20 protein-coding genes, 1 tRNA gene and 1 other RNA gene are annotated in these 20732 nt (G+C 69.3%); 20 read left to right on the forward strand and 2 right to left on the reverse strand.

Going from position 1 to position 20732, the window contains the following annotated elements; translation table 11 throughout:
* A partial coding sequence (locus tag Vgi01_RS04410; protein WP_204290230.1) for a hypothetical protein occupies positions 1–1082 on the reverse strand: 1082 nt, incomplete at its 3' end.
* Between the two features lie 908 nt (positions 1083–1990).
* Between Vgi01_RS04410 and Vgi01_RS04415 the strand changes: the two genes are divergently transcribed.
* The 13 genes from Vgi01_RS04415 (at position 1991) to Vgi01_RS04475 (ending at position 11931) form a co-directional block, all read left to right on the forward strand.
* The gene (locus Vgi01_RS04415; RefSeq protein ID WP_204290231.1) at positions 1991–2239 is read left to right on the forward strand and encodes a DUF6284 family protein; all 249 of its coding nucleotides are present in this window, start codon (positions 1991–1993) and stop codon (positions 2237–2239) included.
* Complete coding sequence (locus Vgi01_RS04420; RefSeq protein ID WP_204290232.1) at positions 2239–2613, forward strand: RRQRL motif-containing zinc-binding protein; 375 nt, start codon at positions 2239–2241, stop codon at positions 2611–2613. Before Vgi01_RS04415 ends, Vgi01_RS04420 begins: the two co-directional genes overlap by 1 nt.
* 29 nt (positions 2614–2642) lie before the next feature.
* Entirely contained in the window at positions 2643–2951 is a 309-nt protein-coding gene (locus Vgi01_RS04425) for a hypothetical protein (protein WP_204290245.1), read from the forward strand.
* Complete coding sequence (locus tag Vgi01_RS04430; protein ID WP_204290233.1) at positions 2951–3826, forward strand: ABC transporter permease; 876 nt, start codon at positions 2951–2953, stop codon at positions 3824–3826. Before Vgi01_RS04425 ends, Vgi01_RS04430 begins: the two co-directional genes overlap by 1 nt.
* 92 nt (positions 3827–3918) lie before the next feature.
* On the forward strand, positions 3919–4350 hold the full coding sequence (locus Vgi01_RS04435) for a DUF3307 domain-containing protein (protein WP_204290234.1): 432 nt from the start codon (positions 3919–3921) through the stop codon (positions 4348–4350).
* An 86-nt stretch (positions 4351–4436) separates the two neighbouring features.
* The gene (locus tag Vgi01_RS04440; RefSeq protein ID WP_204290235.1) at positions 4437–4649 is read left to right on the forward strand and encodes a hypothetical protein; all 213 of its coding nucleotides are present in this window, start codon (positions 4437–4439) and stop codon (positions 4647–4649) included.
* A 96-nt stretch (positions 4650–4745) separates the two neighbouring features.
* On the forward strand, positions 4746–6959 hold the full coding sequence (locus Vgi01_RS04445; protein WP_204290236.1) for a P-loop NTPase family protein: 2214 nt from the start codon (positions 4746–4748) through the stop codon (positions 6957–6959).
* 387 nt (positions 6960–7346) lie between these two features.
* Positions 7347–7634, forward strand: coding sequence for a hypothetical protein (locus Vgi01_RS04450; protein ID WP_204290237.1), 288 nt, complete (start codon positions 7347–7349; stop codon positions 7632–7634).
* A gap of 4 nt (positions 7635–7638) precedes the next feature.
* Positions 7639–7857: a hypothetical protein gene (locus Vgi01_RS04455; RefSeq protein WP_204290238.1), complete on the forward strand. Its 219-nt coding sequence runs from the start codon at positions 7639–7641 to the stop codon at positions 7855–7857.
* A 92-nt stretch (positions 7858–7949) separates the two neighbouring features.
* Positions 7950–8858 carry a bifunctional DNA primase/polymerase gene (locus tag Vgi01_RS04460; RefSeq protein ID WP_204290239.1) on the forward strand — a complete coding sequence of 303 codons (909 nt, stop codon included), beginning with the start codon at positions 7950–7952 and terminating at the stop codon, positions 8856–8858.
* Entirely contained in the window at positions 8855–10156 is a 1302-nt protein-coding gene (locus Vgi01_RS04465) for a DUF3631 domain-containing protein (RefSeq protein ID WP_204290240.1), read from the forward strand. The genes Vgi01_RS04460 and Vgi01_RS04465 overlap by 4 nt, the downstream gene beginning before the upstream one ends.
* A gap of 283 nt (positions 10157–10439) precedes the next feature.
* Positions 10440–10649, forward strand: a complete 210-nt coding sequence (locus Vgi01_RS04470; protein WP_102660102.1) for a helix-turn-helix domain-containing protein — start codon at positions 10440–10442, stop codon at positions 10647–10649.
* Positions 10650–10665: 16 nt separating this feature from the next.
* Entirely contained in the window at positions 10666–11931 is a 1266-nt protein-coding gene (locus Vgi01_RS04475) for a tyrosine-type recombinase/integrase (RefSeq protein ID WP_204290246.1), read from the forward strand.
* 89 nt (positions 11932–12020) lie between these two features.
* Here Vgi01_RS04475 and Vgi01_RS04480 read toward each other — a convergent pair.
* Positions 12021–12105, reverse strand: a tRNA-Ser gene (locus Vgi01_RS04480).
* Between the two features lie 81 nt (positions 12106–12186).
* On the opposite strand from Vgi01_RS04480, the gene ffs reads away from it, so the two are divergent.
* The 7 genes from ffs (at position 12187) to Vgi01_RS04515 (ending at position 20732) form a co-directional block, all read left to right on the forward strand.
* Positions 12187–12276: signal recognition particle sRNA small type (gene ffs / locus Vgi01_RS04485), an RNA gene on the forward strand.
* A gap of 259 nt (positions 12277–12535) precedes the next feature.
* Positions 12536–15529, forward strand: coding sequence for a DNA polymerase III subunit gamma and tau (locus Vgi01_RS04490; RefSeq protein ID WP_204290241.1), 2994 nt, complete (start codon positions 12536–12538; stop codon positions 15527–15529).
* A 254-nt stretch (positions 15530–15783) separates the two neighbouring features.
* Positions 15784–16092, forward strand: a complete 309-nt coding sequence (locus Vgi01_RS04495; protein WP_239088799.1) for a YbaB/EbfC family nucleoid-associated protein — start codon at positions 15784–15786, stop codon at positions 16090–16092.
* Between the two features lie 8 nt (positions 16093–16100).
* Complete coding sequence (gene recR / locus Vgi01_RS04500) at positions 16101–16694, forward strand: recombination mediator RecR (RefSeq protein ID WP_013736362.1); 594 nt, start codon at positions 16101–16103, stop codon at positions 16692–16694.
* 326 nt (positions 16695–17020) lie between these two features.
* A complete protein-coding gene (locus Vgi01_RS04505) occupies positions 17021–18685 on the forward strand; it encodes an ABC transporter substrate-binding protein (protein WP_102660780.1) in 1665 nt (554 codons plus the stop codon).
* Positions 18686–18762: 77 nt separating this feature from the next.
* Positions 18763–19767 carry an ABC transporter permease gene (locus Vgi01_RS04510; RefSeq protein ID WP_102660779.1) on the forward strand — a complete coding sequence of 335 codons (1005 nt, stop codon included), beginning with the start codon at positions 18763–18765 and terminating at the stop codon, positions 19765–19767.
* Positions 19764–20732, forward strand: coding sequence for an ABC transporter permease (locus Vgi01_RS04515; protein WP_102660778.1), 969 nt, complete (start codon positions 19764–19766; stop codon positions 20730–20732). Before Vgi01_RS04510 ends, Vgi01_RS04515 begins: the two co-directional genes overlap by 4 nt.

Below are 20732 nucleotides of genomic sequence, written 5' to 3' on the forward strand. Positions count from 1 at the left end.
ATTGCCTGATGCTGTCCGGTTTCCCGTAGGCGGGAAACAGTGAGCCGGGAGCGGACTCCCCGAAGGTATCGCCATCCATGTTCCGGCGGCACCTGTGGGTCTCGCCCCTGCTCTACCTGACGGGCGATCGCGTCGCTATATGCCCACATGGATTGGATCGCAAGCTCGCACGAGATTATTTCGGGCTCCGTTAGGGATCGCTCGGCGGAGATCGGGTGGTACACGACTCCGGACCATGAGGCGTAGCCCACAGAGATTCCCGGCACGCCGAATGATTCGATGCCTGTGTGGTCGTACGATTCGGCTAGCAACGACTGCTCGACCAGTTCGGCATGCGCCAAGTGTTCGTCATCCATCGGCCGATCGCGGTGCAACAACACCTTCGGCGTTGACATGATGCGGAGCGCGGTTCCTAGTAGCTCTGCCGGCCACGCTGGCTCAACAACCCAATGAGCACCAAGGACGTACACCGCAGACTCATCCTCAACAGGCGCGACGGGCGCGAGGTAATCGATAGCCCATTTGATGTTGTCGCCATAGGAGGCGACTCGCCACGCGGCTAGCGCCGCGATCGTGGACAATTGCACAGGCTCGACAAGGTGGAAAACCACCGACCCGCACGGCCAGACGTACAGGGTGCAGCCGCCTTCCGGGTGCTCGACTGGTGCCGAGTGGCAGGTGTGCCACTGTCCCGCGGCCGGCGTGCAGCCGGCGCTCTCCCGCAACCGGGCGGCCCCCTCAGCGCCAACGAACGCCGTCACGAACTTGTGAGATCGTGCCGTGAAGTGCGGACGGTCCTCGGCGTTGCCGGTCAGTTCGCCGAACAGGTCGTGGGGCTTTGCGTCGTACGCCAGGCAGTAGAGCTGCCGGTAGATCGGGTCGGTGACAGCTACGCGCCCGGTCTCGTGGCGGTACATCGCCTTTTCGATGGCCTCGACCGTGGGCGTCTCGCGGATGCCGCGCTGTTGGCCGACGCGGTACAGCTCTCGCGCTGCGCGCTTGCGCGAATCCCATCCGGCGGCCTTGCGGCGGTTGACCAGCACGAGATTGGGCTTGTACTGCCGTGGGACCTCAGTGGACATAGGCCGTGTCCTTCGTGTCCGTGCGTAGGACCTGCCTGGATCGCTGCTCGGCGGGCAGTCTCATTGGCAGGCGAGCAAGGTGCCGCCGTAGACGGGAGCCGAGGACAGGGGGCACCAGATGATCCGACCTAGCCGGTGGTGCCTTTACGCGGCCTCTCGGCCTGCCACTTCCGGATGGTGTCGGGCTGCCACGCCGGGGACCGGCCGAACATCCGGTCAGGAGCGGGAGCCTGCCCGCGTGAGACGTAAGAAGCCCAGGTTGCGCGACTGATCGGGGCACCTACCGAAGCGAGGTAGGTGCGTACATGGTCCGTCGTCCACCAGTCGGCGGGCAGGTCAGCGTCAGTCATCAGTACAAGCCTACGCGGTACAGGTGCTTGCGCGAATACAACGTGGCGTTGTAGCGTCACGAATACAGCGCCACGTTGTACTCCGTCAGTTGGGGTCCGGGGAAGGCAGTGCGTAACAGCACTGCGCGCCTACGTCCCGCTGTGCGGCTGGTCATTGAGAACTTCAGAGCAGAAGCGCCGCGTTTGATCTGGCTTGCGGTATTCCCGCCTTGAGCTACACGGTGGCCGACCTCGGTAGATCCCGAGCGAGCGGGCCGAGCGGGCCGGATCTTGGCGCGCGGACCGTCTTCTGCCTCTCTGCACCTGTCCCGGGGTGGGTTGTCGCGCTGATAGCGCGCGGCCTCACCCCGGGCTTTCCCGTCTTGATCCCCGCTTGTGGAGGTGAGCCGTCATGACCGTGAGCGTCTTCGCTGCCGTTCGAGTGACCACCCGCAACAGCGCCGTGTGGCGTACCTGCAACCGCTGCGAACGGCTCGCCCCGCTGCCACCCGACGAGCGGCACTGCCGGTCCTGCCCGCCGGCCGCACGCTCCCGCCGATCCGGAAGGAACCGATCGAAGTGATCACCAACCTCCCCACCACCACCGCTGAGCCGACCGCCGCCGAGCTGGCCGCGATTGACACCGAGTGGCCGCTGATCGCCGCCGAGCTGGACGTGTTGGACGCGCAGGTCACCCTGATCTACGCCGAGGACCACGGCGGCCCTTCGCCGCTGGACTGGCGCAGGTTGCGTCGGGCCGAGGCCCGCGTAACCCGCGCCGCCGCCGACCTCGCCGACCGCACCACCGACCCGCGCCGCGCGGCCTGATGTCCCGTATCCGTGCCGCCTACTTCGACCCGGACGGGTCGAAGTACGGCATCCCTACCTACTGGTGGCGCGGCGCACCTGCCGGCTACGCCACCCGCCGTCAACTCCGCGCCGCCGGCCTACGCCCCGGTGGCCAACCCATCGCCGCGCAGATCCTGTGGCGCGGTGTCGGTGGTACCCGCGCCGCCTACCTGTACCGGCTGGATTTGGCCCGGCCGAAGCGCACCGCCACCCCCGCCCAACTGCGCGCCATCGCCGCCGCCCTGATCGCCCGCCGCACCTGCCGCGTGTGCGGCGTGGTCCGGCCCTACTGCATCCCGCGCTCGCTCGGCGAGTGCGTCGACTGCGCCTACCCCGAAGGAGCATCCGCGTGAACACCCCCCGCAAGACCCGACGTGCCGTGATGGCCGAAATCCTGCTGTTGGCCGACCCGACGGAGATCCGCACCCACACCGACGGCGTAGCCCTGGCGGTGTCCTTCGACCGCATCGCCGAACTGCGGTCCTGGCTGCACCTCGCCGGACTGAACACCCCGGACCTGCTGAGCAGCGAGCACACCGACACCGACGACGACGGCCGCCCCTGGCAGGTGATGACCGCCTACCCGACCTTGCACGGGTGGAAGATCTACGCCCACGCCAAGGAGTACACCGCCGGTCCTGACCTCGACGCGACCACTGTTGACCGGCTCGCGGCGCTGGCGGTGGCCTGATGACCGCTCCCACGATCAACGGCACCCGCTACCCGCAGCCCGTCGAGAAGCTGTTGCCCGCCGCCCGTGCGCTGTCCCTGCCGGATGGGCAGGAGTTCCCGTCGCGTAACCGGTTGATGCGGGAGTTCCGCATCGGTGCGCCGAAGGCTGATGAGTTGTTGGCCCGGCTCAAGTCCGAGCACGCCGAGCGGACCCGCACCGACACGCTGCGCTCGGCGATGGCTGTCCGGGGTGCGGTGCTGGCACCCGACACCGGCACCGGTAGCCCTGTGGTGCCTCGGTGGGACTACGCCGAGCCGATCGGCCCGGACCCGGCACCAGTACCGGCCGTACCCGAGCACACGCCACCGCCCGCCGAGCCGCCGACGATCGCACCCGCCGAGCCGCTGGCCGAGGTCAGCACGGTCGGTCACCCGGACACGCCCACCCCGCCGGCCACCGGCAAGCCGGGCCGTCCGGCGGTGGTGTGGCCGGTGATCCTGCTGGCGTTGCCGGCGTTCGTGGCTATCTGGTCCGGGTGGGTCGGGCTCGGTGGACTCACCGGGTTCGGCGTGGTGCACCCGCTGCCCGGTATCGCCGACGGGCTCGCCATCAACACCGCGATCACCCTGCCGATCGGCGTCGAAACCTACGGCGCATACGCCCTCTACGTGTGGCTGTCCGGCCGCGTCCCGGACCGGGCACGCCAGTTCGCGAAGTGGTCGGCCATCGCGTCACTGCTTGTCGGCGCGCTCGGTCAGGTCGCCTATCACCTGCTGGTTGCCGCCGGAGTGCAGGTAGCTCCGTGGTGGATCACGACCGCCGTCGCGTGTCTGCCGGTGGCGGTGCTCGGCATGGGTGCTGCGCTGGCGCACCTCGTTCGCTCGCACGACTAGCTACGCCCGGCGGCACAGCCCAACGGCCTAGGAACCAGTGCTGTGCCGCCGGCCTCACCCCGCAACCCTCACGGACCTTGGGAGAGACATCCATGCTCGCAGACCCGACCGGCGCGCACGCCGCCGCCTTCGCTGCCGTGTTCGCCACCCTCTACGCCGCCCACCAGGTAGCCGACCACTGGATCCAGACCCAGCACCAAGCCGACTGCAAGGGCCAGCCCGGATGGGCAGGCCGCCTCGCCTGTGCCGCGCACGTGGCCACCTACACGGCTACGGCGGTGCTGGCGTTGGTGTTCCTGATCGCCGGCACCGGCCTCCGCCTCGACCCCTCCGGGGTGGCGGTCGGCCTCGGCATCTCCGCCGTGACGCACTACATCGCCGACCGACGCACCCCGCTGCGCTGGATCGCCGACCAGCTCCGTAAGTCCCCGGCCTGGCTGGACAAGGCGGGCGGCATGTACGCCCTCGATCAGTCGTGGCATGTCGGGTGGCTGTTCATCGCTGCGCTGTTCTGCGCGGTCTGACGGCTTCCGCCGCCACCGGCTCATCACCCGGTGGCGTGCGGTGGCCGCCAGACCCGCTGACGGCACCAACCGGAAGGAAACCACCTGTGGCGATCTCGTCCTGCGACCAGTGCGGCAAGGGCTTCCGCAGCGTCTCCATCGACGACACCGGAACCCTGGCCATCTGCACCGCCGGCCACTACAACTTCGACCCCACCACGACCAGCACCAGCAGTGTGCAGACCGGCGCGGTGCAGGTGAACGGCCAGTCCGCGATCGGCAACGGCGCAATCGCGATCGGCCGCCGCAACAAGCGCTGACCCAACCCGGCGGCACGGCCCACCGGCCTCGCAAACCCACAGGCCGTGCCGCCGGCCCCCTACCGATCCGACAGACCCGTTGGAGGAACCCCCATCATGACTTCCCCCGATGACGACCGTTTCGACTGGCAAGCCGCAGAAGCCGACCTGACCGAAGACGCCACCGGGCCGGACGCCGAGGTAGTCGACCTGGACGACGCCCGCGCCCGCCGCGCACCCCGCCCCCGCCCACCAGCCGACACCGACACCGACACCGACGACGCCGAGGATGCGGAGACGGTCGACGCGGGACCGGAGCGGGTCGGCGGGCCGGTCGACATGGCCGACGACATCCCCGCCGACGTGGTCGCCCGGCAGCAGCAGCGCCGGCCGATCCTCGCCGATTGGGCGCGTTCCGGCCGTGCCCTACGCGCCGCCGTGAAGCACCAGAGCAAGGACGCCGGTTACGTGGTCGCATACCACGGCGTGAGGTTGCCGAAGTACGCGGTGAAAGCCCTGGCGTGGGCACCGATCGGTGCGGTCCGCAGCATCGGCCAAGCCCTGCGCTGGGCCGCCGCTGAGGAAGGGAACTGGCACCTACGGCAAGCCGCCGCCTCACGCGGTGACGCGGACACCTGGTTGAAGCTCGACGCGCGCCGTCAGCGTCAATCGGTGTGGCGGTGGTGGGTGCTCGCGGCCGGAACCGCGGGCACCGGAACCGGCGTCATCGTCCTCGCGGCCGGGCCGGGCTGGTGGTCGGCGGTGGCCGGCGCGGTGGTGGTGCCATGGCTGGCCACCCGTGGCCGCCCGGCCGACCGGCCGATCACCGACCGGGTCACCGAAGGCACCCGCTACCGCAAGCTCACCGCCGACCTGGTGCGCCGCGCCCTCACGTCGCTGCAAATGTCCGCCATCAACAGCGCCGTCGCCAAGGACCCGAAAGCCATCAGCTTCCCGGTCGACATCCACCGGGACGGCCCCGGTCACCTGGCCGTGGTCGATCTGCCCTACGGGGTGGAAGCCGCCGAGGTGGTCGCCCGCCGCGGCAAGCTCGCCTCAGCGATGCGGTTGCCGCTGGATCAGGTCTGGCCCGAACCAGCCCCCGGCCACACGGGCCGACTCGCCTTGTGGGTCGGCTACGAACCGGCGTCGCAGATGAAGCAACCCGCCTGGCCGCTGCTCAACGCCGGGGTGAAGGTGGATGTGTTCAAGCCGTTCCCGTTCGCCACCACGCCCCGCCTCGACACCGTGGCGGTGGATCTGATGTTCCGCAACTTCCTGTTCGGCGGTCAGCCCGGTTCGGGGAAGACGTTCGCGTTGCGGGATCTGATCCTGGCCGCCGCCCTCGACCCCCGAACGGAGATTCGGGGTTACGAGTTGAAGGGCGTGGGTGACTTCGCGGTGTTGGAGCCGGTGATGGCCGAGTACGGCAACGGCTTCGATGACGACACCCTCGCCCGGTGCTTCGGGTTCATCGAGTGGCTGTACGAGGAATGCCGCCGCCGCTCCAAGCGCATCGAGCACTACGCCCGACTCGGGAAGGCACCGGAGAACAAGGTCACCCCGGAACTGGCCAGCCTGAAGGACTCCGGCCTGCATCCGTTGGTGGCGTGGTTCGATGAGTTGCAAGAGCTGATGACCAGCAAGTACGGCAAGGACGCCGGAGAACTCTTGGAGAAGGTCATCAAGCTCGGCCGCGCCCTGGGTGTGATCATCCTGATCGGCACGCAGATCCCCGACAAGGACAGCTTGCCGACCGGTATCACCCGCAACGTCAACTCCCGGTTCTGCCTCTCGGTGGCCGATCAGACCGCGAACGACATGATCCTTGGCACCTCGGCGTACAAGAACGGGTACCGGGCCACGGTGTTTCAGCCGGTCATTGAGGCCGGGTGGGGCATCCTGCGCGGCTTCGGCCCCAAGGCATCGGCGGTCCGGTCGTTCTACGTCGACACCACCGCCGCCGCCCGCATCGTCACCCGCGCCGTGACGCTGCGCCAGAGCGCCGGGACGCTACCGAAGCCGGACGAGCAGACCCGCGACATCGCCCCGGTCACCGACGTGCTCGGCGACCTCGCCCGCGTGTGGCCGGGCGATGAGAAGTCGGCGTGGAACGAAACGCTGTGCGGTCTGCTCGCCGAGCTGCGCCCCGACGTCTACGGCGGATGGGAAGCCGCACAACTCACCACCGCACTCAAACCCCACCCGCTGATCAAGGTCGCCGACGTGGGCCGCCGCATCGACGGCAAGTCAGTCACCCGGCGCGGCATCAAGCACACCGACCTACTCGCGGCGATTGCGGAGCGTGACCGCAAACGGTCCGCCGGCTAACCCGCAGCCAGGGTGCTAGCGCTAGCGGCCCGTGCTGCTAGCGCTAGCACCCCCGCTAGCACCCAAACCGAATCATGAGCTGCCCACTAGCGGATAGCAGCTCACAGCCCCACACGCCCAAAAACCGGCCCTGGAGGCTGCCGTGGACCCCCTGACCAAAGCCGCTATCACCCTCACCACCATCCCCGCACTAGTCACGCTCGGTTACGGCCTCTTGTGCTGGGTGAGCCCGTTCAAAACCTGCCAACGGTGCGCCGGCACCGGCCAGACCACCACTCGTTTCCTACGCCGGCCGCGTGCCTGCCGCCGCTGCGACCGAGGCATGAGACTCCGCACCGGACGGCGCATCTACAACGTCGTTCACCGGCTACGCGCCGAGGCACACCGATGAACCGCCGCAGCGCCGACCACACCGACTGGTGCGGCCGGGACCACCGCTGCAACCTCAACGAACACCGCTCCCCGGAAATCGTGGTCGACATCCCCGGCCACGCCCGCGCCGTGCTGGTGCGGGTGCGGACCGCCGCCGGCCGCGACCACGCCGAAATCCGTGTCCGCGTGGCGCTCGCCCCGACCGAACCCGCCGCACGGCGTCAGTTGGTCGGGCTGCTCGGCGACCTGCGCCAGGCCGTCACCCGTGCCGCGATCGCCGCCCGGCCCCGGCCGAGGTGGTGAACCGGTGGCGCGGTGGCTCGCCGCAAGCGCGGCACTCGGTCGACCGGTGACCGACGACGAGCCGTATCCCCACATCTGCGGACGGCGGATCAACGGCACCGACACCCGCAGCGGCCGTCCCGTCTACCTGCAACGGCGCGACTGTGCCGAGTGCGCGCAGGAACGCCACCAGCGCCGCCCACCCCGGCCGCCGCAGTCGGGCGCGCTGCCGCTGGCCGCATGACCTGATCGGCGCGCTTCGCGCTCTCACTACCCGGTGGCCAGCACCCGCGCGGCCCCGGCTCTCGACCGCCGCACCGGAAAGGAGTTCCCTCTATGCCCGACCCTGCCCAGCTGGTCACCGCCGCGCTGACCTACGCCGGTCGTGGTTGGCCGGTGTTCATGCTCGGCCGCACCAAACGGCCCGTGGCCAACTGCCCGGCCTGCCCGAAAGCCGATGAAGACCCAACCCACGACCAGAACGCCTGTTCGTGCCTGACCTGTCACGGCTTCTACGCCGCCAGCACCGACCCGGAGCGGGTGGCCGCGATCGTGGCCGCCGTCCCCAACGGACAGCTAGCGCTGCGCACGGGTGCCGCGTCGGGAACCGTCGTGGTCGACATCGACCCCGCCCACGGTGGCCGTACCACCATGACCGACCTCGTTGGCCGAGGTTTGCTGCCGCCGACCGCGTACGTGGTCACCGGGTCGGGTGGATGGCACCTGTACTACCGGCACCCAGGCCGCCGAGTGCCATGCAGTCAGGGCAAGCCCGGTCAAGGACTCGGCCCCGGAGTCGACGTGAAAGCCGATGGCGGCTACGTCGTACTGCCGCCATCGGTACACCCGCGCACCGGACGCCCGTACCGATGGGCGACCGGCAGAGACGCCCGGCAGGTAGGGGAGATGCCCCCCGCCCTGCTGACGGCCTGCCTGCCGCCGCCGGCACCACCCATCCCGGCCGTGACCGGCCCGATGCGCGTACGTGAGGCGGGGGGCATCTCCCATCCCGACCGGCTTCTCACCGTGCTACTCGACCGCGTGACCAGCGCCCCCGAAGGCGTGCGCCGCACCACCCTCTACGGCGTCGCCCGGGGCGTGGCCCGGATGGTCACCGCCGGGGCACTCGACCACGCCGACGCGATCGCCGCTCTCACCGACGCGGGCCGCCGTGCCGAGCAAACCGACCGCGATATCCGCGCCGCCATCCGTGGTGGCTTCCGAGCCGAAGGAGTCGCCGCATGACCACCAGCCAACCCATTGACGGAGCAGCCATCCTCGACACTCTCCACGCTGTTCTGACCCGGTACGTGATCCTGCCGTCCGCCGAAGCAGTCGACGCCGTGGCGCTGTGGATCGCCGCCACCCACGCCCAACCCGCATGGGCGCACGCGCCCCGCCTCGTCATCCGCGCGCCGGAGAAACGGTGCGGCAAATCGCGGCTGTTGGATGTCGTGGAAGGGTGCTGCCACAACCCGCTGATCACCGTCAACGCGTCCCCGGCCGCCGTCTACCGGGCCATCGGCACCGACAACCCGCCCACCTTGCTCGTCGATGAGGCGGACACCATCTTCGGTGGGAAGAACGCCGACGCCAACGAAGACCTACGCGGACTACTCAACGCCGGCCACCAACGCAACCGGCCCGCCATCCGGTGGGACGCCGGCACACAGCGATTGGAGAAGATCCCGACCTTTGCCATGGCGGCACTGGCCGGTATCGGGGCGATGCCCGACACCATCGAAGACCGGGCCGTCGTCGTCCGGATGCGCCGCCGCGCCCCCGGAGAGACCGTCGCCCCCTACCGGCACCGCCGCGACGGACCCGCCCTCCGCGCCATCGCCCAACGCCTCACCGTCTGGCTTGGCGCGAACCTCGCCACCCTCGAAGCCGCGGAACCGCCCATGCCAGTCGAAGACCGCGCCGCCGACACCTGGGAACCCCTCGTGGCCGTCGCCGACCTAGCCGGCGGCACCTGGCCGGCACGTGCCCGGCACGCCGTCACCACCCTCACCGCTGAGGCCGACGAAGCCGGCAACGTCTCCACCCGCGTACGGCTACTCGCCGACGTACGCACCGCGTTCACCGTGCTCGGCGACCCGCCCGCCGCATCCACTCACGACCTGCTCGCCGCGCTCAACGGCGACGACGAAGCACCGTGGGCAGGGTTCGGGCCGACCGGGTTGACCGGGAAGCGGCTCGGTGACCTGCTCCGCGAGTTCGGGATCACGTCGACCACCATCCGCTTCCCCGTCGGGCAGGCCAAGGGCTACACCCGGGAAGCCTTCACCGACGCGTGGAACCGGTACTGCCCCGCCCCATCCGTACCATCCGTCCCACCCTCGTTTCCCCAGGTCATCCCCGGTACGGATTCCCCGTCTGGTACGGATCGATCCGTACCACCGACCCCCACCGGCCGCGCCCCTGGTACGCATCAATCCGTACCAGCACACCAATCCGTACCGCACCTGACCAGGCAAAACGAGCTTGGTACGGATGGTACGGATACCCCCCGGCGGCACGTCACCCACCGCCGACCCTGACCGGGCCACCCCTGCCCGACCGTCGGCCACCGGCCCACCAAAACGGCCCGCTGAGAGCCACCCAGACGCAACCGCCCTACGCCCTACCCCAGGGCACCCGAAATCTTGCGTCTACGGCGCTCTCAGCGGGCCGTTCTGCGCCCTTCTGTGGAGATAGATCCCTATACCTCCATAACTGACCGTCAGCGACCGGAAGGCACCCACCGTGCGAATCAGGCTGCACCGCACACCCGCTGAAACAGCCGCAGCACTCAACGCCACCCCGAGGGAGGACACCCCGCCGATGACCACCCCCGACAACCGCGTGGTTTTGACCATCGAGCAAGCCGCAGAGCGACTCGGCATCGGCCGTACCACGATGTACGCCCTGATCAAGACAGGCCAGATTCGCACCGTCACCATCGGCCGCCTGCGCCGAGTGCCCACCTTCTGCCTTGACGAGTACGTGCAGAAACTCCTGTCCAACCCGACGCAACTCGACCACGCCGCCTGACGAAGGAGCCCGACGAGTGGGAAGAAAGCCGAATGGCGCATCCAGCATCTACAAGGGCGGTGACGGCTACTGGCACGGCCGGGTAACCGTCGGCGTCAAGGACGATGGCAAGCCGGACCGGCGGCACGTTCAGGCAAAAACCGAAGCCGAGGTAATCCGCAAGGTTCGTGCACTGGAACGGGAGCGCGACAACGGCACGGTTCGGAAGCCGGGTAGCCGCTGGACCGTCGAGAAGTGGCTAACGCACTGGGTCGAGAACATCGCCGGCCCGGTGGTGCGGACGAACACCCTTGACGGCTACCGGGTCGCCGTCCGTCGGCACCTGATTCCCGGTGTCGGTGCCCACCGCCTTGACCGCCTGGAGCCGGAACACCTGGAACGGCTTTACGTCCGGATGATGGCCAACGGCAGCGCGGCCGGCACCGCCCACCAGGCGCACCGGACCATCCGCACGGCACTCGGCGAAGCGGTCCGCCGTGGGCACCTCGCCCGGAATCCTGCCGCGCTGGCCAAGCCGCCTCGCCTGCCGGATTCAGAGGTGCAGCCGTACTCCGTTCCGGAGGTACAGGCGATCCTGCATGCGGCATCGTCGCGGCGGAACAGCGCGCGATGGGCGGTGGCGCTGGCGCTCGGTCTGCGCCAGGGCGAAGCGCTCGGCCTGAAATGGTCGGACGTGGATTTGGACAACGGATCGTTGACCGTCCGCCGGGCACTGCTTCGGCCGAAATGGCGGCACGGCTGCGACGGGAAGTGCGAACAGAAGTTGCCCGGTCAATGTCCCGAGCGGGTGAACGAACGCCCGGTTGCGGCTGACACGAAATCGCGTGCTGGTCGACGCTCAATCGGTCTGCCGGATGCGCTGGTCGACCTGCTGCGGCGGCACCGGAAAGAACAGGACGCCGAGCGCGAAACCGCCGCGCAACTCTGGCGGGACGAAGGATGGGTATTTGCCTCGCCGACCGGCGAGGCGATCCACCAGGCGACGGATTACGACGAGTGGAAACGGCTGCTCAAGCTCGCCGGAGTGCGGGACGGCCGACTGCACGACGCTCGGCATACCGCCGCCACCGTGCTCCTGGTCCTCGGCGTCTCCGGCCGCGCCGTGATGGGCATCATGGGCTGGTCTAACTCGGCGATGGCAGTCCGGTACCAGCACATGACCGACCAGGTACGCCGGGACATCGCGCAGCAACTCGGCGGACTGCTCTGGGGCGACCCACCGAGCGGGCCGGGGGAGAAGGCCACCGAGCCGCCGCCCGACCAGCCGGAACAGGGCAAGTGAGACGACAACTGAGACGAGAGCGAACGTAGGTACGACTCAGGGCCGGTCCCTTCGGGGGCCGGCCCTGTCGTTTTTCCAGCTCTGACGAGCGGAGGATACGAGATTCGAACTCGTGAGGGTGTTAACCCAACACGCTTTCCAAGCGTGCGCCCTAGGCCTCTAGGCGAATCCTCCGCGGAACAGGATACAGGTCCGCGTCGGCGTGCCCACCCCACCACCCCCTGAAGATCGACGACGGGTCGGGTAGGCTGGGGCTACCTCCCGTGCGGCGGTACCTCGTGAACCTCCCCAGGGCCGGAAGGCAGCAAGGATAAGCGAGCTCTGCCGGGTGCACGGGGGGCCTTTCTGTCTCCGGCCCGGCTGCGCCGCGCTCCCGTCGCGGCTGCCGGGCAACTGGATGGCACGACGTGCCGCAACCCGAGATCACGCAGTCGCCCAAGTGCTGCCCGACCCAGGTGCAGCCCTCGGCGTAGATGTTAAGAAGGGGCCCTTCCTCTACCGGAGGCGTTAATAAGGTGCCCTTCCTTGCATCCCGTCAGCGGGGTGGGTGGTCAGTCGGGCGCGGGCGGCGGAGAATGGCGCGGTCGAGAGGAGGCGGGACGCCGTGGCATTGGCGCTCTACCGCAAGTACCGGCCGCGTACCTTCGCCGAGGTCATCGGGCAGGAGCACGTCACCGAGCCGTTGTCGCAGGCGCTGCGTAGCGGGCGGCTCAACCATGCGTACCTCTTCTCCGGGCCGCGTGGGTGTGGCAAGACCTCCAGCGCCCGGATCCTGGCCCGCTCCCTCAACTGTGAGCACGGTCCCACCCCGGAGCCGTGCGGGGTCTGCGCGTCGTGCCGGTCGCTGGGCAGCGACGGGGCCGGTTCGATCGACGTCATCGAGATCGACGCGGCCAGCCACGGTGGCGTGGACGATGCCCGCGAGCTGCGGGAGAAGGCGTTCTTCGCACCGGCCAGCAGCCGGTTCAAGATCTATGTCATCGACGAGGCGCACATGGTCTCGTCGGCCGGCTTCAACGCCCTGCTCAAGCTGGTCGAGGAGCCCCCGGAGTACGTCAAGTTCATCTTCGCCACCACCGAGCCGGAGAAGGTCCTCGGCACGATCAAGTCGCGGACCCACCACTACCCGTTCCGGCTGATCCCGCCGAAGGTGCTGCGGCCCTACCTGGAGCAGCTCTGCCAGGCCGAGGGCGTCGAGGTCGAGCCGGCGGTGTTCCCGCTGGTCGTGCGGGCCGGTGGCGGCAGCGCCCGGGACAGTCTCTCCGTACTCGACCAGCTCATCGCCGGCGCCGGTCCAGACGGTGTCACCTACGCGCGGGCCGCCGCGCTGCTCGGTGTCACCGACGCGGCACTGATCGACGAGATGTGCGACGCCCTGGCCGCCGGGGACGGCGCCGCCGCGTACGCCACCGTCGACCGGGTCGCCGAGGCCGGGCACGACCCGCGCCGGTTCGCCTCGGATCTGCTGGAACGGCTGCGTGACCTGATCGTGCTTCAGCAGGTGCCGGACGCCGCCACCAAGGGCCTGATCGACGGCCCGGCCGACCAGATCGAGCGGATGACCGCCCAGGCCCAGCGTCTCGGCCCCGCCACGCTGTCCCGCTGCGCCGACATCGTGCACGACGGCCTGGTCGACATGCGCGGCACCACCGCGCCGCGGCTGCTGCTGGAGCTGATCTGCGCCCGGATGCTGCTGCCCGCCGCGGACGACTCCACCGGCGGCCTGCTCCAGCGCCTCGAACGCATGGAACGCCGGCTCACCCTCGCCGGCACCGACGCCCTGCCGGCCACCGCCGACTCCGCGCCGGCCACCACCACCCCGGCGGTACGCCCCCAGCCTTCCGCCCCGCCCGCGGCTGGCGCCGCGGCTACGGCTCGGACCGCCGGTGAACCGGCGGCTCCCGGTGGCAGTTCCGGGGTGGCCGCCGCCCGTGCCGCCGCCGCGAACGCCGGCACTCGCGCGCAGGCCGCCGGTGGCCCGGGTACCCGTGGATCGGCGGCAGGCGACGCGGGTGCCCATCAGCCGTCCACAGGTGCTCCGGCGGACGGCGACGGAGGTGGCCACGGCCCGAACCGGGAGGCGACGAGAGCGCCGAACCCGAACGGTGCCGGTCCGGGACCGACCGGCGGGCATGCCGGTGACACGGCAGCCTCCGGTGGTCCGGCCGATGTGCCGCCGTCGCGTCGTCCAGTGCCGCCGTCGGCGGTCATGCCTGACCCCGTCACACCCGAGCCGCCCCGACCCGGCGCGGTACAGCCCGGTGTGCTCGACGCCGCCGCGGTGCGCCGGATCTGGCCCGAAGTGGTCGGCAAGGTGGGCCGCAAGAGCAAGAAGGTCGCCGCCTGGGCCCGCGAGGCCACGGTGCGCGAGGTCGACGGCCAGACGCTGGTGTTGACCTTCCGCTATCCCTTCCACGCGCAGGCCCTCTCCAACGAACCCGACCTGCTGATCGAGGCGCTCTACGAGGAGCTGGGTAGCCGCTGGCAGATCCGGTGCGAGGTGGCCGGCGAACGTGGTGGCGGCTCGCCGGTCGGTCCGCGTGCCGCGTCGGCTCCGTCCCGTCCGGCACCCGCCCCAGCCAACAGCAGGGCGGGGACCGGACCGTCCGCCGGCTCGTCCAGCGCGGAGCACGGCGGGCCAGGCCGACCCGGTGCAGGCACCGGACCAGCCACCGGCACCGCAAGCGCGGCCGGAGCTGCGGGCTCGCCCGGAGCTGCGGGCTCGGCTGGCGTTGCATACTCGGCCGGGGCTGCGGGTTCGCCCGGAACTGTGGGCTCGGCCGGGGCTGTGGGCTCGGCCGGCGCTGCTTACTCGGCCGGGGCTGCGGGTTCGCCCGGAGCTACGAACTCGGTCGGCGCTGCGGGCTTGCCCGGGGCCACGACTTCGGCCGGTGCCGCCAGTTCAGCCGGGGCTGGGAACTCGGCTGGTGCTGCCGGCTCGGCCGGTGCCGGAAGCTCAGCCGGGGCGGCGAGTTCGGTCGGGGTGGCAGAGGCGGTCGACGACGAGGGTTGGCCGGAGCCGGCCCGCCCCGGCGGCTCTGCTCCCGTCGCCTCGACGGCGACCGATGTGGTGGACGAGTGGCCGGAGCCGGCGCGTCCGGGTGGCGGAGGTGACCAGGCGGCTCCGTCGACTCGTGGCGCGTCCGCCGGCACGACCGCAACCGCCCGTGCCGCGACCGCGACCGTCTCGCCCACCGGCGCGTCGACCAACGGCAACACCAGGGCCGCCCCGACGAGTAGCACCAGGGCTGTTCCGCCGAGCAGCACCAGGGCAGCCCCGGCGAGCAGTGCGATCGCGGCGGCTCGTGCGGCGGCGGCCGGGCGAGGTGCGCGTACCGATCAGGCGACCCGGCAGACCGCGGACGCCGAATTCGCCGGTGAGCCGCCGTACGATCCGGATTTCGACGGCCCGATCCGCAGCGCCGGCACTCAGCCTGCGCCCACCGCCGCCTACGAGGGCTTCGACCCGGGCGACGAGCCGCTGGACGAGATCATCGACGAGAAGACCGCCCGCGAGTCGAGCGAGGAACAGGCGCTCCGCCTCCTCCGCGAGGCCTTCGCCACCACCGAGAAAATCAGCGAACTCGACACCCGCTGACCCCCTACCCCCGTACCCCCGTGTCGTACGCCGTCGATCTTGCACTTTCCGTCGGGGTAAAGGCCGCACTCTGGGGCAATTCGGCGACCGAAAGTGCAAGATCGGCGCGGGCGGGGCGTGGGCGGGGCGGGGGTGGGGCGCGGCGCGACGCGGGCGCGACGCGGGCGGGGTGGGGTCGGTGGGGGCGGTTAGGGTGGGCGTGGTTACGTAGCCGAGTCAAGGGAGCCGTCGTGCGGCCTGGTGGACAGCCGAACATGCAGCAGATGCTGAAGCAGGCGCAGAAGATGCAGCAGCAGATCGCCAAGGCGCAGGCCGAGTTGGCCGAGGCCGAGGTCACCGGCACCGCCGGTGGCGGTCTGGTCACCGCGACGGTCTCCGGTGCTGGCGAGATCAAGAGGATCAAGATCGATCCGAAGGCGGTCGACCCGGAGGACGTGGAGACCCTGGAGGACCTGGTCGTCGCGGCGCTGAACAACGCCAGCGAGGCGGCCCGCCAGTTGACCGAGCAGAAGATGGGCCCGGTGGCGGGCGGGATGGGCGGCCTCGGCCTGCCCGGGTTCTGAGCCCACAGATGTACGAGGGTGCCATCCAGGACCTGATCGACGAGTTGGGTCGACTGCCGGGCGTCGGTCCGAAGAGTGCCCAGCGGATCGCCTTCTACGTGCTGTCCGCGGATCCGGCCGACGTCAATCGGCTGGCGGGCGCGTTACGCAAGGTCAAGGAGTTGGTGCGGTTCTGCACCAACTGCTACAACGTCGCCGAGTCCGACCAGTGCCGGATCTGCCGCGACCCGCGTCGCAGCGACGAGGTGATCTGCGTGGTCGAGGAGCCGAAGGACGTCGTGGCGATCGAGCGGACCGGTGAGTTCCGCGGGCGCTACCACGTACTCGGTGGGGCGATCAATCCGCTGGAGGGCATCGGTCCGGACAATCTGCGCATCCGGGAGTTGATGACCCGTCTCGGCGGTGGTGCGGTCCGTGAGTTGATCCTGGCCACCGATCCGAACACCGAGGGCGAGGCGACCGCCACCTACCTCGCGTTGATGGTCAAGCCGATGGGGATCTCGGTGACCCGGCTGGCAAGTGGGCTGCCGGTCGGCGGTGATCTGGAGTACGCCGACGAGATCACGCTGGGTCGGGCCTTCGAGGGTCGACGAGCCGTCTAGAGCCGTCGCCGACCGGGTCGACGGGGGCAGTGTTCGAGCCGTGCCCGCGCTGGCGGGTACGGCTCGCGCGGCCCGCCGAGGTGTGACAGTGTCGCGATCGGAAGCCCGATCGATGTAACAGAATGATATCGATTGGCGTGGGGTTATTGGGCTGTTTGTCCGATAGTCCGATGGGGGTTGTTACAGCGGTCGGTCACTAAGGACACGATCCGGTACCAAGAGCTTCCCGTGCCGTTTCCGGCCAGTCCGAACGGGAGCTAAGGTCACCGCCAGCGGTGACCCTGTCACCACGTTGTCCGTACCCCCTAGGACGAGGTGAAAGCACCATGCGTGCATCCAGGCCGAAGGTCGCTATCGCGGCCATCGCGGCCGCGGCCCTCGCGGTAGCAGGCTGCGCCGAAAGCGACCGCGAAGAAGGCTCCGGCGGTAATAAGAAGGACACCCTTGTCTTCGGCGTTGCCGGAGACCCGAAGGTGCTGGACCCGAGTCTCGCGAGCGACGGTGAGTCGCTGCGCGTGGCCCGTCAGGTGTTCGAGACCCTGGTCCGCCCGGAAGACGGTGGCACCAAGGTCAGTCCCGGTCTCGCCGAGTCCTGGGAGCCGGACGCCGCCGGCACGACCTGGACGTTCAAGCTGCGCTCCGGTGTGAAGTTCCACGACGGCGAGGAGTTCAACGCCGAGGCTGTCTGCTACAACTTCAACCGCTGGTACAACGCCAAGGGCCTGATGCAGAGCCCGGACGTGACGGCGTACTGGCAGGACATCATGGGCGGCTACGCCGTCAACGAGGACGACACTCTGCCGGAGAGTCTCTTCAAGTCCTGCACCGCCACCGACCCGACCACGGTCAGCCTGGCCTTCACCCGGGTCTCCAGCAAGATCCCGGCCGCCCTGATGCTGCCGTCCTTCTCCATCCACAGCCCCAAGGCGCTGGAGCAGTACGACGCCAGCAACATCTCGGGCAGCGCGGATGACATCAAGTACCCGGAGTACGCGACCGCGCACCCGACCGGTACCGGCCCGTTCAAGTTCAAGGCCTGGGACGTCCCGAACAAGACGCTCACCCTGGAGCGGAACGAGGACTACTGGGGCGAGAAGGCCAAGCTCAAGACCCTGATCTTCAAGACCATCTCGGACGAGAACGCCCGTAAGCAGGAACTGCGTTCCGGTGGCATCCAGGGCTACGACCTGGTCGGCCCGGCCGACGTCGAGCCGCTGAAGGGCGAGGGCTTCAACGTCCTGACCCGTCCGGCCTTCAACATCCTCTACCTGGCGATCAACCAGAAGGGGAACCCGAAGCTGGCCGACCTCAAGGTCCGGCAGGCGCTCGCGCACGCGATCAACCGCCAGGCCCTGGTCGACTCGAAGCTGCCTCCGGGCGCCCAGGTCGCGGTGAACTTCTTCCCCGACACCGTCGAGGGCTGGAACGGCGACGTCACCAAGTACGAGTACGACGTCGAGAAGGCCAAGGCGCTGCTGGCCGAGGCCGGTGCGTCGGACCTGACCCTGCGGTTCCACTACCCGACCGAGGTCACCCGGCCTTACATGCCGAACCCGAAGGACCTGTTCGAGCTGATCTCGGCGGACCTCCAGGCGGCTGGCATCAAGATCGAGGCGATCCCGCTCAAGTGGAGCCCGGACTACCTCAACGCCACCACCTCCGGTGACAAGCACGACATCCACTTCCTCGGATGGACCGGCGACTACGGCGACGGTTACAACTTCATCGGTACGTTCTTCGACCGGCAGAAGGACGAGTGGGGCTTCAACAACCCGGCCCTGTTCGAGAAGTTCAAGAAGGCTGACAGCACCGCCGACATGGCGGAGCGGGTCGCGCTCTACAAGGAGCTGAACGCCGACATCATGAACTTCCTGCCCGGTGTGCCGATCTCGCACTCGCCGCCGGCCATCGTGTTCGGCAAGGACGTGACCGGGGTCAAGGCGAGCCCGCTCACCGACGAGCGGTTCTCCACCGCCGAGTTCAAGTCCTGACCTGAAGCACCGACCGCGGGCGGGCGCTGTTACCCACAGCGTCCGCCCGCGATCCTCAGCACCCCTCCGAGGCCGCCGTGTTCCGGTTCATCATCAGACGCCTGCTACAGCTGATACCCACGCTGTTCGGGCTCTCCATTCTGTTGTTCATCTGGCTCCGGCGGCTGCCGGGCGGCCCTGAGACCGCCATCCTCGGCGAGCGGGGCACGCCTGAGATGCGGGCCGCCATCCGCCGTAACCTCGGCCTCGACGAGCCGATCCTGATCCAGTACGGCCGGTTCGTGAAGCGGATGATCCGCCTCGACCTCGGCACCTCCATCTCCACCAAGCGCGAGGTGACCACCGAGTTCCTCCAGCGCTTCCCCGGCACGATCGAGCTGACCATCACCGCCATGGTGATCGCGATCGGCATCGGCATCCCGCTGGGCTACCTGGCCGCCCGCAGGCGCGGCCGGTTCCTCGACTACGCGTCCGTCGGTGGATCGCTGATCGGCATCTGCATCCCGGTCTTCTTCCTGGCGTACGTGCTCAAGGCGATCTTCTCGGAGAATCTCGGCTGGTTCCCCTCCAGCGGCCGACAGGACCCGATTCTCGGCGCCACCCGGATCACCAACTTCTTCGTCCTGGACGGGCTGATGACCCGGGAGTGGGACGCCGCCGCCGACGCGCTCTGGCATCTGGTCCTGCCGGGCATGGCACTTGCCAGCATCCCGTTGGCGATCATCGTCCGGATCACCCGGGCCAGCGTGCTCGAAGTGCTCGGCGAGGACTTCGTCCGCACCGCCGAGGCCAAGGGCCTGACCGAGAACGTCGTACGCCGCCGACACGTGCTGCGCAACGCGATGCTGCCGGTGGCCACCTCGATCGGTCTGCTCACCGGCGGTCTGCTCTCCGGGGCGGTGCTCACCGAGACGGTCTTCGCCTTCAGCGGGATCGGAGCCTTCCTCGCCGAGGCCATCAGTAACCGTGACTATCCCGTCCTGATGGGCTTCATCATGATCATCGCAGTGGTCTACGTCATGGTGAACCTGATCGTGGACCTCTCGTACAGCCTGATCGACCCGAGGGTGAGGGTCCGATGACGATCATCAGCGGGAAGAAGCGCGAGAAGATCGACCGCCTCGCCGAACTGGCCGCCCGGGAGGACGAGCGCGGGGTCAGCCTCTGGCAGGACGCGTTCCGCCGGTTGCGACGTAACCCGGCCGCCATCGTCGGCGCGGTCATCCTGGCCATCTTCGTCCTGGTCGCCATCTTCGGGCCGTTCTTCGTGCCGTACGGCCCGAAGGACACGATGGGCATCCGCGAGGGTGTGGTCAAGGTGGGGCAGGGCCTCATCCCCGGCCCCTCCTCCGAACACTGGCTCGGGTACGACCACCAGGGTCGGGACGTGTTCAGCCGGATGATCATCGGAGCCCGGCAGACCCTGCTGGTCGGTGTGGTCGCCACCCTGATCGGTCTGGCGCTCGGCGCGCTGATCGGCGGTGTGGCGGGTGCCGCCGCCGGTCTCGGTGGCCGGTGGGGCCGCATGGTGGACGCCACCCTGATGCGCTTCATCGACATGCTGCTGGCGCTGCCCAGCCTGCTGCTCGCGGTGAGCATCGCGGCGCTGCTCGGGCCGAGCCTGATCACCGTCATGATCGCCGTCGGTATGGTCTCGGTGCCGATCTTCGCCCGGCTGCTGCGCGGCTCGATGATCGTCCAGTCCAACAAGGAATACGTGCTGGCGTCCACCTCGCTCGGCGTCAGCAAGTCGAGGATCGCGCTGGCGCACGTGCTGCCGAACTCGCTGGCCCCGGTCATCGTGCAGGCCACGCTGACGCTCGCCACCGCGATCATCGAGGCCGCCGCCCTGTCCTACCTCGGCCTCGGTAACCCGGACTCGTCCGTACCCGAGTGGGGCGTCATGCTTGCCGACGCGCAGCCGTGGCTCGGCATTCGGCCCGCACTGGCCATCTACCCGGCGGTTGCCATCATCATCACCGCGCTGGGCTTCACCCTGCTCGGTGAGGCGATGCGTGAGGCCCTCGACCCGAAGCTGCGGAAGTAG

The sequence above is a fragment of the Micromonospora gifhornensis genome, from assembly GCF_016863515.1.
Taxonomy (GTDB): Bacteria; Actinomycetota; Actinomycetes; order Mycobacteriales; family Micromonosporaceae; genus Micromonospora; species Micromonospora gifhornensis.